General features: G+C 44.8%; 10 protein-coding genes. 7 read left to right on the top strand and 3 right to left on the bottom strand.

Features of this window, described 5'->3' with window-relative positions:
- Window positions 1-23: 23 nt before the first annotated feature.
- Window positions 24-2,219 carry a hypothetical protein gene (locus QE357_RS22970; RefSeq protein ID WP_309713031.1) on the bottom strand — a complete coding sequence of 732 codons (2,196 nt, stop codon included), beginning with the start codon at window positions 2,217-2,219 and terminating at the stop codon, window positions 24-26.
- A gap of 326 nt (window positions 2,220-2,545) precedes the next feature.
- On the opposite strand from QE357_RS22970, the gene QE357_RS22965 reads away from it, so the two are divergent.
- From QE357_RS22965 to QE357_RS22950, 4 genes are all read left to right on the top strand, one after another.
- A complete protein-coding gene (locus QE357_RS22965; protein ID WP_309713028.1) occupies window positions 2,546-3,076 on the top strand; it encodes a sigma-70 family RNA polymerase sigma factor in 531 nt (176 codons plus the stop codon).
- Window positions 3,077-3,315: 239 nt separating this feature from the next.
- Entirely contained in the window at window positions 3,316-6,660 is a 3,345-nt protein-coding gene (locus QE357_RS22960; protein WP_309713280.1) for a SusC/RagA family TonB-linked outer membrane protein, read from the top strand.
- A gap of 2 nt (window positions 6,661-6,662) precedes the next feature.
- The gene (locus tag QE357_RS22955) at window positions 6,663-8,297 is read left to right on the top strand and encodes a SusD/RagB family nutrient-binding outer membrane lipoprotein (protein WP_309713025.1); all 1,635 of its coding nucleotides are present in this window, start codon (window positions 6,663-6,665) and stop codon (window positions 8,295-8,297) included.
- 74 nt (window positions 8,298-8,371) lie between these two features.
- Window positions 8,372-9,214 carry a glycerophosphodiester phosphodiesterase family protein gene (locus tag QE357_RS22950; RefSeq protein ID WP_309713022.1) on the top strand — a complete coding sequence of 281 codons (843 nt, stop codon included), beginning with the start codon at window positions 8,372-8,374 and terminating at the stop codon, window positions 9,212-9,214.
- 358 nt (window positions 9,215-9,572) lie between these two features.
- On the opposite strand, the gene QE357_RS22945 is transcribed toward QE357_RS22950, so the two are convergent.
- Window positions 9,573-10,067: a hypothetical protein gene (locus QE357_RS22945; RefSeq protein ID WP_309713019.1), complete on the bottom strand. Its 495-nt coding sequence runs from the start codon at window positions 10,065-10,067 to the stop codon at window positions 9,573-9,575.
- A complete protein-coding gene (locus tag QE357_RS22940) occupies window positions 10,057-11,337 on the bottom strand; it encodes a hypothetical protein (RefSeq protein WP_309713016.1) in 1,281 nt (426 codons plus the stop codon). Before QE357_RS22940 ends, QE357_RS22945 begins: the two co-directional genes overlap by 11 nt.
- Window positions 11,338-11,764: 427 nt before the next feature.
- Between QE357_RS22940 and QE357_RS22935 the strand changes: the two genes are divergently transcribed.
- The 3 genes from QE357_RS22935 to QE357_RS22925 all read left to right on the top strand — a co-directional run bounded on the left by QE357_RS22935 (window position 11,765) and on the right by QE357_RS22925 (window position 16,657).
- Window positions 11,765-12,103 (top strand): potassium transporter KefB, encoded by a 339-nt coding sequence (locus QE357_RS22935; RefSeq protein ID WP_309713013.1) that lies wholly within the window; start codon window positions 11,765-11,767, stop codon window positions 12,101-12,103.
- Between the two features lie 232 nt (window positions 12,104-12,335).
- Complete coding sequence (locus tag QE357_RS22930; protein WP_309713010.1) at window positions 12,336-13,469, top strand: efflux RND transporter periplasmic adaptor subunit; 1,134 nt, start codon at window positions 12,336-12,338, stop codon at window positions 13,467-13,469.
- A gap of 53 nt (window positions 13,470-13,522) precedes the next feature.
- Complete coding sequence (locus QE357_RS22925) at window positions 13,523-16,657, top strand: efflux RND transporter permease subunit (RefSeq protein ID WP_309713007.1); 3,135 nt, start codon at window positions 13,523-13,525, stop codon at window positions 16,655-16,657.
- Window position 16,658: the final 1 nt, after the last annotated feature.

The following is a 16,658-nucleotide window of genomic DNA, read 5'->3' as shown; positions in this document are numbered from 1 at the left end:
GAAAAGGACTAGGGGTGGGGCTATTAATTTGAAAATAATAGGGAATGATCCGACGGAGAAGCCTTGATAATCCCGAGGTATCGTCCCAGCCAATAAGGCAATAACCAGGTATCTCCGGCACTGAATTCGCTTTGTCCGTTGCCGTTTTCATCCAGAATAAAGGTGTTGCGATTATGCCGCTGCATGGGTCGCTCGGCGGGAGATAAGACCTGTGAGATCGTTTGTTTACGGAAATTGTCGGGTAGGAAATGCAAGTCCTGCCGATGGCTATTTTGAATACGCCAGTCGATCAGATCCAGCGGATATTGTTGTAAATACCAGATGGATTCAGCCAGATCGAAGGATTTAGTACCTGTTAAGGCCGTAAAGAAATTCCAGGTCGCATCTTTCTCAGGACGTTCCACCTGCCAATGATCAATGATCGCCTGCCGGTATTGAGCTCGCAGCGTATCGTTGAAAGCATAACGGTAAAGTCCCCAATAACCCAGAAAATACATTTCGTCGTCTGAGTGATTCCAGCCTTCTGAAAGTAATTTACTGTGCTCATCGGCGTTATCGGGAGCTTTACCGATTTCGCTCATGGGGCGAGTCAGGTTAGCCAGATACCCGTGTTTCGTCATTAATTCAAACGCTTTTTTTCGGTATTTTTCCTTTTTCGTGAAATGATAAGCCGTTTGCAGCATACCGATGATATTTGAAGAGTTTAGCTTCCGGTCGCCCACGTTCACCGGAAATGAATTCACATAGGCAGGATTCCATCGGCCCCATTTGGTGGGTTTCCCATCGTAATCCATCAGGTATAAATCATGACTTACGATGTGATTCATCAGCGTATCCAACAGTCGAATGGCTTTCTTTTGCAAGCTGGGTTCATTCACCAATTCGGCTACGGTGGCAAAGGCGAAAACGTGCCCAATGGCTTCGTCGCTACTGGTGGTAGCTTTCCAGACCCAGCCCGGTTGGTGAGAAGGTTGCCAAACGTTGGTATCCGATAACTGAGACTTAATACTTTTTCGTTCGAACGAGCGGGCCGGGAAGCCGGGAATGGACGTAACCGCGTAAAGCCGCTCCATTGCCTCGAGTGATTCCCGACAATTTTCCAGAGCCTGTTTTTCTTTGGTTGCCGCATAGCGAAAAGCCTGGCTCCCCAGATACATCGAAGTCCAAAGACCGTCATTATCGGCATCGGAGAGATAACCCGTACCTAGATTTCCTTTTTCCATACCTTCCAGCGAAGCGTTGAAACCATTACGAATGTGTCGCGTTCGGACCTGATTTTCAAAGAAATATGCTTTCTCCTGAAGGGTAATCATCCGTTTACTGAGCTGAGATAATCCTTGGGTAGTTAAAACCAGCACACTGTTCGTTGGCCCCGCAGTAATGGAAATGACCTCATCGCCCGGTAACCAACGTTCACCCTGAAAGTAGGCATACGTTGCATCGGGCTTGGGCGTGAAAACACCCTTATTTGTGCCCATCCACGGATGCCCGTTGATGAGGGCAACCGTGTTGACGGGTACGCTGGGAAGCTGGGTGTGCTTAAGGGGTAAATCACTCTCTTTTTTCCAGTGATAATAGCCTTTCTCGTACCCTAGATACACACTGGTATCGTTAACGGCTAGACTGGTGAACCCTTCCCCCGAGTAAAACGTCTGTAATTTCTTGTTCTGGAGCGTATAAAGATGAGTAGAAGTCAGAACCCAGAATTTTTGCCTTGCGTAGCTAATGGCTTTTACCTGTTCTCCGGTCAGTGTAGTGTGCCAGAGCACCAGCGAATCTTTTAAGTATTTCAGCGAAGTACTATCTGAAATCAGGAAGCTAAAATCGGGGCCACCGGCAAACATTTTTGCTTGAGGCATATGGTGCAGTAACTCCATTCGTCCCGCCCAGGCATGACTCCAGAGGCTTTTCTCATCAAGATACCAGAACTGATGTTGGTAAACCCCCATGTCCCGAAGCGTACGGGATTTCATGGAGCGATACCGCGTATCTGGTACTAACGCACCCGGATGCAGAAAACGCCCGTGAGCCGGGAGAAAGAGCTGACCTCCAGAAATGCCCTGAATAAGGTTGTTGCGATCTTTGAAAACCTTACCATCCTTACGGACGGCTCCGTAATAGCGGATGGAGTACCATTGCTCAAAGGGTTGGTCAGGGACTTGCGAAAAGCCGATTCCAGACCCGAGAATAAGTAAAAAGGCCAATCTACAGATAGTCATATCATTCCTTTCTTTTAGCACTAATACGCCTGAACCCCCAAAAAGGACTAGTATTTACTTGAAAAATAGAGTTAATATGAAGCTTAATCGCAAGTAATATTACCACAATATGAAGTTTTTTGGCCTTACGCAAAATGAGGTCAACTTTACGCAAATTGCGTAAGAATGATTGCAAAAGGTCTTCTACTTTTGCGGCATATTAAACAAAATAAGAACACTTTTTTAATAATTAACCTTAATTTAAGGTAACCATTTCCTCCCACGATTACTCATTGAAATAGTTATTTACCCAAGTTAATAACTCATTGCATTAACCTAATATTTTTATGCGTTTCCATACAGAAGATACGTCCCGACGGGCGGCATCCGGGGAAGCCTTTGTCTTTTCCAGCCTGTATCAACATTATTACCACTCCGCTTTGAAATTCTGTTTGGATCTGATTAAAGATCGGGCGGAAGCTGAGAATATCATTCACGATGTTTTCATGAAAATGTGGATCAAAAGAGCATCACTCAAAGCTGAGTTAAATTTAAAGTCTTACCTATTTACCAGTGTAAAAAACCTCACGCTGGATCGCTTGAAAGAAATTCAGAAGTCGGATTTATTGCAAAAACAATTTCTTTTCGTGGAGGCCATTGAAATGCCGGAGGAGGAAGAAGATGGCTCCATACAAGGACTGAGGGATGCTTTGGATACGCTTTCCGAGAAGAGAAAGCAAATTCTTTTTCTGAATATTCAGGAGAAAAAGTCGTATCAGGAAATTGCTAATGATTTGGGTATTTCAAAAAATACGGTAAAGAATCACCTCATTGTTAGTAAAAAAATCATCCGAGATCGAATGGTATGGCCTAAGTAGTCACTAATCCATACCTTAATTATTTATTGAATAGCTGATGATACACCTGTTCTCTCTATTAGCCAAGTATTTATCCTAGAGTAGAAATTTGCTGGTTTCAAGAGGAGAATTAAAGTCTTTATTTTTTAATAGTATTTATATTTTTCCCATTGCTTAAATGATTTAAAATTACCGTTAAGATCATGCTTTTTATCAGAAAAATTAGTTCTGTTCAAAAGTCATTGGTATTATTTATACTAATGGCTCCCTGGATCTGCTTTCAATCCTGGGCCAGTAAACCTTTTCAGACCATCACTGGAAAGGTAACGTCAGCAAAAGATGGGTCTCCTCTTTCGGGAGTAAACGTATTACTGAAAGGGACCTCCATCGGAACGACAACGAATCATTCCGGGCAATATTCCCTCACTACTGCATCGGATCAGTCCGTTCTTGTGTTTTCTTTTATTGGTTTTCAGTCTCAGGAAATTCCAGTAGGAAACAAAACGGTTATGGATGTAGCCTTGGTCGAAAGCGATGCTTCTCTTCAGGAGGTGGTGGTAACGGCTCTGGGCATTCAGCGGGACAAACGCTCCCTGGGTTATTCCGTGGGCGAAGTGCAGGGGAAAGACATGACCCGCGTAGCTCAGGAGAATGTCCTGAATTCATTAGCGGGAAAAGTGGCAGGGGTACAGATTAGCCAGACAGGCCCAACGGGTTCTTCGGTAAGCATGGTGATTCGCGGAGCTAAATCCTTAAGCAATGATAACCAGCCTTTATTCGTAGTGGATGGAGTACCGCTGGCAAACACGCTTAACAACGTAACCGAAATGGGTTCGAATAATAAAGTCGATTATGGGAATGCCATTTCAGACTTGAATCCTGAAGATATTGAAAGCGTATCGGTATTGAAAGGTCCCAGTGCAGCGGCTTTATACGGCTCGCGGGCTGGTAACGGGGTTGTGCTGATTACAACGAAAAACGGCAGCAAATCCAAGAAAATGACGATTTCGGTGACTACGAATACCGTACTGGATCGCCCTTTCCGTTTTCTGGATCGTAATAATCGTTTTGCTTCCGGCGTCTTCCCGTACACCCCTGATTTTAACCCTAATCCTGGCGGAGTTTTGGAAATTGAAGAAGGCTCATCGGGGGGGAATGGCCCGGAATTAGACAAAGGATACAAGGCTATTCAATGGAACAGTCCACGCGATGCCAATGGTAATCTGGTGCCGCTAGAGTTGGTTTCTCACCCCAATAACCTCCGTAATTTCTTTCAAACGGGTATTACGTCGACCAATGGTGTCTCGATCACGAACAGTAACGATCTGATGAATTACCGCCTGTCGTATTCAAACATGAGTAATCGCGGAATTATTCCGGGTTCTGATCTCTTCAAAAATACGCTCAGTTTAAACTCCTCAGCCAGACTACATAAGAATCTGACGTTGAGCAGTACGATTGACATCAGCCGTAGTAATTCCAATAACCGACCTTCGGGAGACCGGGGTACGAACCCCATGCAATGGGCCTACGCCGTTTCGCCGCACATTGACATCCGTGACCTGAAAAATTACTGGGTTTCGGGTAGAGAAGGACTGGAACAGCTTTCGCAGGCTCCGGGAGAATACAACAACCCTTATTTCCTGGCCCATGAAGTAAAAAATAGCTTCGTTCGTGACCGGATGTTCGGTAATCTGAAACTGGACTGGCAACTCACGCCGTCATTCAGTCTGATGGCTCGTTACGCCGTGGATACGTATACTGAACAGCGGGAAACAAAAATCCCCTTTAGTTATACAGACGAACCCAAAGGAGCGTACGGCATTGTGAACATGACCCGTTACGAACGCAATGCGGACTTTTTAGCGACCTATAAAAAAGACTTCACTCAATTCCATTTGTCGGTATCTGCTGGAGGGAATGTGCGTTACCAGAACGGAACGGATCAGATGACCTCCTCTAAAAGCAAAGCAGGTCTGATTTTACCTAATCTGTATACCGTTCAGAACATTGCAGTGGCGAACATTAATTATTCCAACAGTCGATTTCAGCGGGGGATTAACAGCCTTTATGCCCTGGCTAATTTCGGTTTCAGAGATATGATTTACCTGGATGTGACGGGACGTAATGATTGGTCGAGTACACTTCCTGCGGATAGTCGCTCGTATTTTTATCCTTCCGCTTCCCTGAGCGTGCTGATCAATGAAATGATTAACCTGCCGCAGGCGGTCAATCTGGTGAAGCTCCGGGGCGGGGTTGCTCAGGTAGGTACAGATGCCAGTCCTTACAGTCTTTACAATACGCTGGCTAACGTAGGTGCCTGGAATGGCATCACCCGTCTGGGGACTTCATCTACTTTGCTAATTCCAAATCTGAAACCTGAAATAGCTACTTCAACGGAGGGTGGTCTGGATTTAGCATTGCTGCATAACCGTTTACGCTTCGCCGGAACGTATTATGTTTCTTCCAATAAAAATCAGATCATCAATACTACGCTGCCCTCTTCTTCAGGGTATTCTTCAAAAAATGTTAATGCTGGATTGCTGGAAAGCCGTGGCGTGGAGCTTTCGCTGGGAGGCACACCCGTGGATCGTAATGGCTGGCGTTGGGATGTTACCGCTAATTTTACCAGAAATACAACGACCATCAAGCGTCTTTCGGACGGCCTTCAAAGTTATACCCTCTGGACGGATGCCAAAGGCGGTGCCTGGACTTACGTAGGAGAGAAAATCGGTGACATTTATGATGCGGAGCTAGTAACGGTTACGGATCCTAACTCACCTTATTACGGGTATCCTATTCTTGATAAAGATGGTTCCTGGCAGTCGGTGACAGCTACGAAGACCCGTAATAAAATTGGCAATTTCAACGCTGATTTCATGTTAGGCTTACAGACCTCTCTTTCTTACAAGCGTCTTACCCTAAACATGAGTTTTGACTGGCGTCAGGGGGGAGATTTTATTTCACAGACCTATCGGTACATGGAGTCTGATTTCAGAACAAGCCGATTCCTGAAAAACGTCATCAACCCCAATGGTTTGTCAGGGGATGCTCTTCGTAACTATCTGGTAGCGAATGCCGATCAGATGATTCGTGTGAATGGAAATCACTTCCACGTAGTAGGGGGCCCAACAGCGGCAGATGGAAGTTTCCCTTTCGAATCAGGCGGCGTAGTTTATCCCTACGGCGGTGTGTTCAACCCCGGTGTGATTGCTCAGTACGATGCGAAAGGAAACATCACGGGTTATACCGAAAACCTCGGTTCCAGTGGAACAAAATACCTTCCTTATTCCGACAACTATCCCTGGAGTTTTGCCCGGGCAGCTCTGTTCGATGCTTCGTTCTTAAAACTGCGAGAAGTAAGTCTGGCTTACGAACTGCCTTCTGCTTTCGTTCGCTCGCTGGGTTTACAAAATGCCAATTTCTCGGTGTATAGCCGAAACATCATGCTGTGGACGGCTGCTAAAATCGGTATCGATCCTGAAACGGCATTCCAGCCTCAATCAGGGTCGCAGGCAGGCACCCAATTCAAGCAGGGTATTGAACGGTATAATGTTACGCCCTGGGTAATCCCCGTGGGCTTTAAACTGGGTCTAACTTTCTAAGTATGAAAAAGTACTATAAATTTTCCTTTCTGCTGGTTTTCAGCTTATTGGTCTCCTGCAAAGATTTAACGGAACTGAACGTTAACCCGAACGGAATTCAGGCGGACGTGGCTAATCCGAACCTGGTTTTATCAACCGTGTTAACCGAAGGCCCCAAGCTGTATTTGAATTTAGGCTTTGGAGATATTTCCGGGGTCATGCAACACACGCAGGGTGATGCCTGGTTTAGTTCCCGTAATGACTATGACTGGTCGGGAAGCCAAAGCTGGATGGCTTATTATGACGTTTTGCGGAACAATCAGATGGTCTATAACCGGGCTGTTGACCTGAAGTATGAGTTTCATCAGGGAGTTACACTCACCATGCGAGCGTTCCTTTTCGGTCTGATCACTGACCTGTGGGGCGATGCTCCGTACGCCAATGCCTTGAAAGGGGACTTGGGTGGTAACGAATACACCATGCCCAAATACGATTCTCAGGAAAGCATTTATGCCGGCGTACTCGCTGATTTGGAGAAAGCCAATACGCTACTATCTAAGTCATTGGCTGAATACCAGGGAATTGATGCCAGTGCTGATGTGATTTACGGCGGTAACCCCGCCAAATGGCGTAAACTGGCCAACTCTCTGGCCTTACGCTATTACCTTCGTATTTCAGGGAAATTGCCAGAGAAAGCAAAGGCTGGTATTGAAAAAATCGTCGCCAATCCTACGCAATACCCCATCATTACTGAAGCCACCGATGATGCCACTTTGGCTTATGTAGGAAATAACGATGGAGATTCATGGCCTTCAAATACGGTATACGATGCGAGTGGAAGTAATTACCGTCGCATCAAAATGTGTGCAACGCTGGTGAATGCGATGCAGGCCATTAATGACCCTCGTCTGGCAATTTGGGCCAAAAAAGTAGAAGTGCCGCTGGTCGTAGACGCTACCTTGCCCGCTAAAACAGACGTAATCAAAGATGGCAAGCGTTACCTGTCTCCTGACAAAGTAGGTACTGCTCAGATCAATACCAATGCGGATTATGTAGGGTTACCTCCCAGCGTTTCCTCTTTGCCTTCGTCTTATAACCTGAATCCTACGCCGGGTCAGCTTTCGTATAACCCACACGTTTCGTACCTGAACGAGATATACAAAGCGGCCAAGGGAAGCTTATTGAAAGCCCGTTTGATATCGGCGGCTGAAGTTCATTTTATTCTGGCTGAAGCTTCACAAAAAGGCTGGGCGGCGGGTAATGCTCAAACGCATTACGAATCAGCAATTAGAGCCTCATTGACTACCTGGGGCGTTTCTTCTTTTGCTGCTACCTACCTCGCCAATGAAGGCGTGAAATATAAGGGAACGCTAGAGCAACTCATGCAACAAAAGTGGATTGCTAGCTGGACTGCCGCCACAGAATCCTGGTTTGACTTCCGTCGTACCGGTTTACCAGCATTAACGCCTGGCCCTGCCGCCAATCGGCGAGTCCTTCCCATTCGTTTTTATTACATGTCCGATGAAATACGGATTAATCAGGCCAATGCGGCTTCGGCCATAGAACAACTGGAAGAATCCGCCTATTCTCAGGCGGATGGCAAGAACAGTGCCTGGTCGAAAAGCTGGCTAATTAAAGGAACCTCTAAACCCTGGTAATAATCCCAGTTCAATTGCTCCAGGAAGCCGAAAGGTTTCCTGGATTTTTTCATTAATACGAACCCTCTTTTACTATGAAACGCTGTTTAGCCGTATTTACTTTACTCGTGTTCAGCCTAATGACTCAGGCTCAATCTAATTTTAATACTTTACAACACTATTTTAACAATCCAGCCATTGTATTAGTGGCTTCTCATCGGGCGGTACATCATACCCTTCCCGAGAACTCCATTCCGGCTTTTCAAAAGGCCATTGAGATCGGTGTTGACATTATTGAAACGGACGTGAAAGTAAGTAAAGACGGTATTCCGTTTTTATTACACGATCGAACACTGAATCGAACCACCAATGGGAGAGGTAACGCAGAAGAGTACACGCTGGCCGAACTGAACACCTTATACCTGAAAGACTCCCAAGGTAAATTAACCTCCGAACGAATACCTACACTGGAAGAGTTACTGCGGTTAGCCAAAGGAAAAATTTATATCGATCTGGACCTGAAAACCGACCGTCTTAGCCCCGTTGTTGAGATGATCAGAAAAATGGACATGAGTGCTCAGGTGTTTTTCTTTGATGATGATACGACCGCACTAGCTCAGGTCAGGCAGGTAAACGCCGCCGATCAATTAATGCCAAGAGCCCATTCCAAAACTCAGGCAGAAGAGCTACTTTCCTCATTTAAACCTAAGCTGATTCATATCGACCATAGTTTTTATGAAGCCCCGGTTTCAGAATTAATTAAAAAGCAGGGAGCCAGAGTATGGATTAATGCTTTAGGCGAGCCGGATGCCTTAGTAAGAAAAGGCCAAATCGAGAAAGGTTTAAGTATGGTACTTGATCACGGAGCAAATGTTATTCAAACCGATGAGCCGGAATTACTTTTAAAACTTCTGAAAGAAAGAAAACTACATCCTTGAGAATTTAAGGTGCTACGGTTAGTACTTATTTTTAGGTTTGACTTAATCAAGTCATGCTTCCGGGAACAAATCTTTCTAAACTATTGAATTTCAAACCTAAAAAAATCAGCATTGTCATTGTAAATTATTTTAACGACACCCTCTTTATTAATAAATTCATACGTGCAATTTTTATATTTTTTTTGGCTTCTGATATTTTTAATGGTATTTATGAATTCTTGTAAAGAATAGAAAATTTATATGAAGCGGTGTAAAAAACCAAAGTTCAGATCTATTGATTATACTGATAAAAAATGCTATATAAATGAACACTGCTCTAAAAAACTTTTAGAGCAGTGCCGAGCAAGGACTATATTTCTTACTCATTTTTTAGCTTAATCGGATAATTCAATACCCAGCGATACAAAGGATAAATTGTTAACGCAATAATTAATAATAATGTTAACCTTTGACCTATTTGCTCTTGTCCGAAAAAACTTACTACGGTAGATTGAGGCAAAAAAATCATATCTATTACCACTAAAAGTCCTACATACACTAAAAAACTCTTGAGTTTGCTTTGCCAAAGTGGATAGTGATCAAAAACACGTACAAAAGGCAAATGGATGAACAGGACATAAGACCAAAGTTCATATGCTAGCAATAGAATCCATATTGAATTAAAGCCATAGCTATGGGGACGGTAGCCTACATCATATACGGGCAAGGGTTTATTAAAAGACCATATTCGTTTGATTATATACCAGCCATAGTTTACGTATAAACTGGCTACTAAAGGATAGATGATTACAGCAATACCTAACAACAGTAGATTACGTCTTGCTTTAGTGATCGGTTTCTTTTTAACAATCATTGGATAGCGTGCTGATTGGTTTGACTCTATCTCTGACATCTTTCACTCGTTTCCAGTCAGGGCGATAGATAATTTTAGGCCGAATAGTGGCACTTCCTTGAAAGTTCTTCACTAGAGTTAATACTTGATTTTGCCATTCGGTCCAGGTGGCATCTGCTTTAGTAAATGGAATGTTGGTATCATCAATACCATTATAACTATAGGGCATAAAACTCAGCCCACCAATGTCTTGCATAAAATTGAGTCGGATATAGTTTAGCAGCTCCGGAGCTGTAACCTGATGGCCGTATAAATAAGGTAGTTTATTAACCGTGACTTCAAAATAATCCATGTTCACTACCGCACTATATGCATCATCAATGTCTAACACATCTGCTATATAAGTGGTATTAGGGGACACTCCATTTACTAGCCCAAAATTAATATTATCATCATGTGAGAGATCCATCACTCTTTGTTTAGCATTTCCTGACACTTTGAAGCGAGCCAGATCAAGCCACGCGGCAAAGGTAGAACAAGGCGGCATATTAGGCTCATAGAGTCCAAACGGCTTGTTCGCCAAGGCTAAATTCAAGCTATTAGGACCTGTCGTTCCCCCACCACCACCGGAACTAGGATACGGCTGTGGGTTTTGATCAGGAGCATCATACTCACACACATAAATAGGCGTCGATTCATCTAGATGATAATATCGTAGAGTAACATTATCCTGAAAAGTTGTTGCACATTGCGTCTCAGCTATTTCCCACCGTCCGTATACGACTGCTTGAGATGAATTTGAGTCGTAACCACTATATCGACAATTAAACTTAAGTTTACAAAATGCACCGATTCTTCCACTTTTGTTAAAATCAGATGCTTCTGAAAATCTTTTCCCATTTTCGTACACTTTAGTTGCAACTACTTGTCCTTCTAGATCATAGTACACCAATCGACCACTAAAGCTGGTGAGGTCTACATAATCCATTTGGGTATTTTTGTCGGGATAAATCACTAAATAGCGGGCTTGCTGCTCATTATTTTTATCCCTATAAATGAGCAGCGAAAGGGGTGGACAATATCGCTCGATTTCTTTTCCCTGTTCATCCTTCATCACTTGAATAAAAGGCTGAGCGAGCGTCGGAACGACTAAGAAATCACCATCAGGGGAGGTACTTCGGTAAGCGTGATCCCATAAAGGTGAAACCTCTTTTAGAATCTCATAGATCTTATCATCTTTACGACCACCCTTGGCTATTCGTGGTTTACTATGCTTATATTTTACAAACAATTTAAATTTTAAACGAAACAGATAATGACGCTAATAAATAGTTTTATAAATTAATTTACAAAACTATTTATTAGTTAATAGACAGCAAAAAATACAACATATTTAGGGCTTTCATTATAATCTATAATAGAATTAACTTTGGTTAATTTAACCATTTAATATCAAGTATATTTTAGGAAAATACAATCGTTGCATAATTACCCTTATGTTAAATAAAAATCTCTAAAATTACCTTTTTTAAAATAAAAATATGCCCATCTCCTACTCTGAAAAGAACCTCTCTCTACTTTTCATCCCCCTCCCCTCGTATTCAAAATCATGAATGGAAATTTTTTCGTCATGAGAAGAATAGATTTCCGATTTTTGTATTGTACTTTGCATTACAAAGTACTTTTAATAAAATAAACACGTGAAATGCCATAGCTTCATGATCCATCAAAATTCACTCAGACTCTTTTCCGTTCCTATTGCCTCTCTTAGGAAAGGCATGGCCATTGGAGGATTGATTGCCCTGTTTATCATTAGTTTGTTCCTTTTCGGTGCCCATAACCCCAACCCTGCCTGGGGCAAATTCTGGATGATTAAGCCGCTCCTCATCGTTCCGTTGGCTGGGGCGGCGGGCGGTGCCTTTTTTTCCTTTATTAATCCCTTTCAGTATCGAAGCAACTGGAGAAAAGCTCTCGCTCTGGTGGTAGGTGTACTGGTGTTTATGATTGGCTTATGGCTGGGTACGGTATTGGGATTAAATGGTACTTACTGGAATTAATATCGTGTTTGGTGGCTGAAGTACGTCACATGTAAAGCATCCCGGATGGTAGTAGCTATTCGGGATTTCTCGTATTTGGCGGGTATAAATCCTGGATTAATGATTGAAATTCAAGAACGAATCAGTCGGGTTTGAATCCGATTCGGGGGCGTTTTTAGTCGGATGAGTCACAAAAACATCAGTAACTAATAGCAGGGGGTCTATTTTTGAAGTAATCAAAAGATAGAATCCCGTGAAACACTTCCCCTCTCTTAAAAATTATACCCTTACGACCCTGTTATTTCTCACCTGGATTGGTCTGGCGGGCTGTACCACTTCTGCCGAAAATCAGACCGAACAAACTGCCGCTGCTCCGCAGAAACGCAGCGTGATTACTTTAAAAGAGAATTCAGTTACCCTTCATAAAGAATACCCTGCCCGCATTGAAGGAAAAGTTAACGTCGATATTCGCCCGCAGGCGGAAGGCTACCTGGAGAGAATATACGTCGAGGAGGGAGCCTATGTAAAAGCGGGACAACCGCTGTTTAAAATTGCCGATGCCCCTTACCGGGAAGCTTTACATACGGCTCAGGCTAACCTCGGGGCAGCTCAGGCAGATTTGAAAAAAGCTTCGCTGGAAGTAGATAAATTCCGGGAGTTGAGCCAAAGCCGCGTTACCTCCGAGTTTCAGCTTAAAACGGCAAAGACAGCCTATGAAACGGCGAAAGCAAACGTAGCTCTTCAGGAAGCCGCCGTAGCAACCGCTCGCATTAATCTTGGCTTTACCTTAGTGAAAGCTCCCGTGAGTGGGTTCATCGGTCGAATTCCGAAGCGAATCGGTAACCTGGCTTCCAAAACGGATACGGAGCCGATGACTACGCTTTCGGACATTAGCCAGGTCTACGCTTACTTTTCCATGACCGAACAGGATTTTCTTCGACTCAGTCGCCAGTCCGATCAGTCATTAACGCAGACGCTAAAGCAGCTTCCGGCGGTTCAGCTAATTCTGGCCGATGGTAAACCTTTCGAACATTCCGGTAAGGTACAGATGGTAGATGGCAAGTTTGATACCGGCACGGGTAGTATTAGCGTGCGGGCCGCCTTTACCAACCCCCGGCATTTGCTTCGCTCGGGTAACACGGGCCGCATTGTATTACCTGAAACCCACGAAAGCGTGATGCTGATTCCAGTGCAGGCTGTGTCCGACATTCAGGATAAGCTTTACGTTTTCCGTCTTACAAAAGATAACCGTGCAGAGCGTATAGCTATTATCGTCAATGGTAAAAGTGGAGATAATTACGTGCTGGTGAAGGGCTTAAATCCCGGTGATCGCATCATTGCGAAAGACGCGGCACTGGTGACGGAAGGTGAGCAGGTAGCTCAATAAATAAAGATCTTTAGGTAATTACAGCCCGTGTTGCGGTCTATTTCCCGATTGTTATGCTAAAAAATATTATACATAGGCCCGTTCTGGCCACGGTTATTTCCATTGTACTAGTGCTGCTGGGGCTCATCTCCCTGAGTCGTTTACCCGTCATGCAATTCCCCGATATTGCTCCGCCTACCATTTATGTAGCCGGACTTTATCCCGGGGGTAATAGCGAGAGTGTTACGCGTTCGGTAATCACGCCCCTTGAAGAATCGATTAATGGCGTGGAGAATATGCAGTACATTAAATCCACAGCCGGAAGCGATGGTTCTTTCTCAATTCAGGTAATCTTTAATCAGGGCACTAACCCGGATCAGGCAGCGGTGAACGTTCAGAACCGGGTGGCTCAGGTCAACAGCCAGATTCCGGCGGAAGTTATTCGGGCGGGTATCACGACCACCAAGCAACAGAACAGTAACATCATGTTCTTTAATTTGCTGAGTCGCGATTCTTCTAAATTTGATGAACTCTTCTTGCAGAACTACGCCAAAATCAACCTGGTTCCGGCCCTGAAACGGATTAAGGGTATCGGTAACGTTCAGCTCTTCGGAAGTAAAGATTACGCCATGCGGATTTGGCTGAATCCCCAGAAACTCACGGTCAATAATCTGGTCCCGCAGGACATTGAAACCGCCATTGCCAATAGCAGTCTGGAAGCTTCGCCGGGAAAACTGGGCGAAGAATCCAAGGCTCCGCTTCAGTACATCGTAAAGTACAAAGGTAAGCTCAATCAGCCCGAGCAGTTTGAACAGATTATCCTGAAAGCCAAACCCGACGGTTCACTTTTACGCTTACGTGATGTGGCTCGTATTGAATTTGGTTCAGCCTTTTACGACAGTGACAACTACGAAAATGGAAAGCCCGCCGTAACGCTGGCTATCCAGCAAGTGAGCGGATCGAATGCCAATGAAATTGAAATTGCCGTTCGCAAATCGCTGGAAGAAAGCCGTAAGAATTTTCCGAAAGGCGTTGACTATGACATCATTCAAAGCGTAAAAGAACGACTGGATCAGTCCATCGATCAGGTAAAAAGTACGCTGATGGAAGCGTTCATTCTGGTGTTTATCGTCGTATTCCTGTTCTTGCAAGACTGGCGTTCCACGCTTATTCCAGCCATCGCCGTTCCGGTGGCCATTGTCGGTACCTTTTTCTTTCTTCAGATTATCGGGTTTTCCATTAACGTATTAACCCTTTTCGCTCTGGTATTAGCCATCGGTATTGTGGTGGATGATGCCATTGTGGTAGTGGAAGCGGTACACGCCAAGATGGAGAACGAAAACATGGAACCGGAGGAAGCGACCGTTTCAGCCATGCAGGAAATCACCGGAGCAATTCTGTCTATTACCCTAGTCATGGCAGCAGTATTCCTTCCCGTAGGTTTCATGAGTGGCCCGGCGGGCGTGTTTTACAAGCAATTTGCCTTTACGCTGGCCAGTGCCATTTTGATTTCGGCGGTAAACGCCCTGACGCTGAGTCCAGCCTTGTGTGCCTTATTTTTGAAGAATACGCACGGAGAAAAACCAGGTCAGGGATTCAAACAACGTTTTGTGACGGCCTTCAATACGGGTTTTGATAACCTTACTTCCAAGTATGTGCGGAGTATTCGTTTCCTGATTCATCAGAAATGGATAGGTATCGGAGCGTTGGCTCTCGTGGCAGGTTTTGCCTTTTTCCTGATGAATCGGGCCCCGAAAGACTTTGTACCGAATGAAGATGACCGCTTTGTGATTTACTCCCTGGCTCTGGCTCCGGGAAATAACCTGAAGTTTACGACCAACGCCATTCGTCGCATTGATCAGGCCTTAGAGAAGATGCCAGAAGTCGAGTCGGTTACCAGTATCTCAGGCTTCAACCTGCTCAGTAACAGTGCCGGCCCTTCCTATGGCGTAGGCTTTATCCGACTAAAAGCCATTGGAGATCGGGGTGAGATCAATGACATGGATGAGATTATTGAAGCCATGACCGGGCGATTGGCTTCCGTAAAAGAAGGGGAATTAAGCTTATTCCGTTCGCCCCCGGTGGAAGGCTTCGGTAGTGTGAATGGTTCGGAACTAGTTTTGCAGGATAAAACGGGCGGCAGTCTGGAGTCCTTCAATGCAAGAGCCCAGCAGATCATCGGAGCCCTAAATCAGGACCCTGCCATTGGCATGGCCTTCACGACGTTCCGCAGCGATTTCCCCCAATTTGAAGTGGAAGTAGATGAGGATAAAGCCTTTCAACTAGGCACCACGCCCCGCGACGTTCTGACGACTTTGCAATTATTCTACGGCGGAGCCCAGTCGAGTGACTTCGTACGTTTTGGTAAATTTTACCGCGTCAATGTAAAAGCCGAAGGGCTCTACCGGATGGACGAAGAATCATTAAATCAAGTCTTTGTGAAAAATGCGAATGCTGAAATGATTCCGATTGGTACCCTCGTCAAACTACGTAAAGTATACGGCCCGGAGGTCATTAATCGCTACAACCTTTTCAGCAGTATCACGGTCAACATTATGGCGAAAGACGGGTATAGTAACAGCCAAAGCATGGATGCCACCGAAAAAATTCTGAGCGAAAAGCTACCTTCGGGCTATGGCTACGAATGGAGTGGATTAAGCCGGGAGGAGAAAGAGTCAAGCGGCCAAATGGTACTTATTTTCGGCATGTGCGTGGTTTTTACCTATTTTCTGCTGGCGGCTCAGTACGAAAGTTATTTATTACCGCTGGCCGTTATCCTTTCTATTCCTACCGGACTTTTAGGCGTCTATCTCGCCATTGGCATGGCAGGGATTACCAACAATATTTACGTACAGATTGGCCTTATTATGCTGATTGGTTTGCTGGCAAAAAATGCGATTCTGATTGTTGAATTTGCGTTGAAAGCCCGGCAATCCGGTATGGAGATTGTGGAAGCGGCCCTGGAAGGAGCCCAACAACGCTTCCGCCCAATCCTGATGACCTCGCTGGCTTTTGTGGCGGGTCTGGTTCCTCTGATGTTTGCTACGGGTGCTTCGGCGGTAGGTAACCGTTCGATCAGTACCAGTGCCGCCGGGGGTATGATTACCGGCGTGTTACTGGGCTTGTTAATTATCCCGCTGCTATTCGTGATTTTCCAGTCTATTCAGGAAAAAGTGAGTCGCAAACGCAGAAAACCCAGTCATTCCTAAA

Origin of the sequence: Siphonobacter sp. SORGH_AS_0500 (assembly GCF_031453245.1) — a bacterium.
Classification (GTDB): Bacteria; Bacteroidota; Bacteroidia; order Cytophagales; family Spirosomataceae; genus Siphonobacter.
The sequence above is the reverse complement of the archived record's forward strand: the minus strand, read 5'-3'. Positions and strand labels throughout refer to the sequence as shown.

What these genes read in the sequence shown, in the direction of transcription:
- QE357_RS22970 (WP_309713031.1), bottom strand. Translation starts at nt 2,219, where the DNA reads ATGACTATCTGTAGATTGGCCTTTTTACTTATTCTCGGGTCTGGAATC.
- QE357_RS22965 (WP_309713028.1), top strand. Translation starts at nt 2,546, where the DNA reads ATGCGTTTCCATACAGAAGATACGTCCCGACGGGCGGCATCCGGGGAA.
- QE357_RS22960 (WP_309713280.1), top strand. Translation starts at nt 3,316, where the DNA reads ATGGCTCCCTGGATCTGCTTTCAATCCTGGGCCAGTAAACCTTTTCAG.
- QE357_RS22955 (WP_309713025.1), top strand. Translation starts at nt 6,663, where the DNA reads ATGAAAAAGTACTATAAATTTTCCTTTCTGCTGGTTTTCAGCTTATTG.
- QE357_RS22950 (WP_309713022.1), top strand. Translation starts at nt 8,372, where the DNA reads ATGAAACGCTGTTTAGCCGTATTTACTTTACTCGTGTTCAGCCTAATG.
- QE357_RS22945 (WP_309713019.1), bottom strand. Translation starts at nt 10,067, where the DNA reads ATGATTGTTAAAAAGAAACCGATCACTAAAGCAAGACGTAATCTACTG.
- QE357_RS22935 (WP_309713013.1), top strand. Translation starts at nt 11,765, where the DNA reads ATGATCCATCAAAATTCACTCAGACTCTTTTCCGTTCCTATTGCCTCT.
- QE357_RS22925 (WP_309713007.1), top strand. Translation starts at nt 13,523, where the DNA reads ATGCTAAAAAATATTATACATAGGCCCGTTCTGGCCACGGTTATTTCC.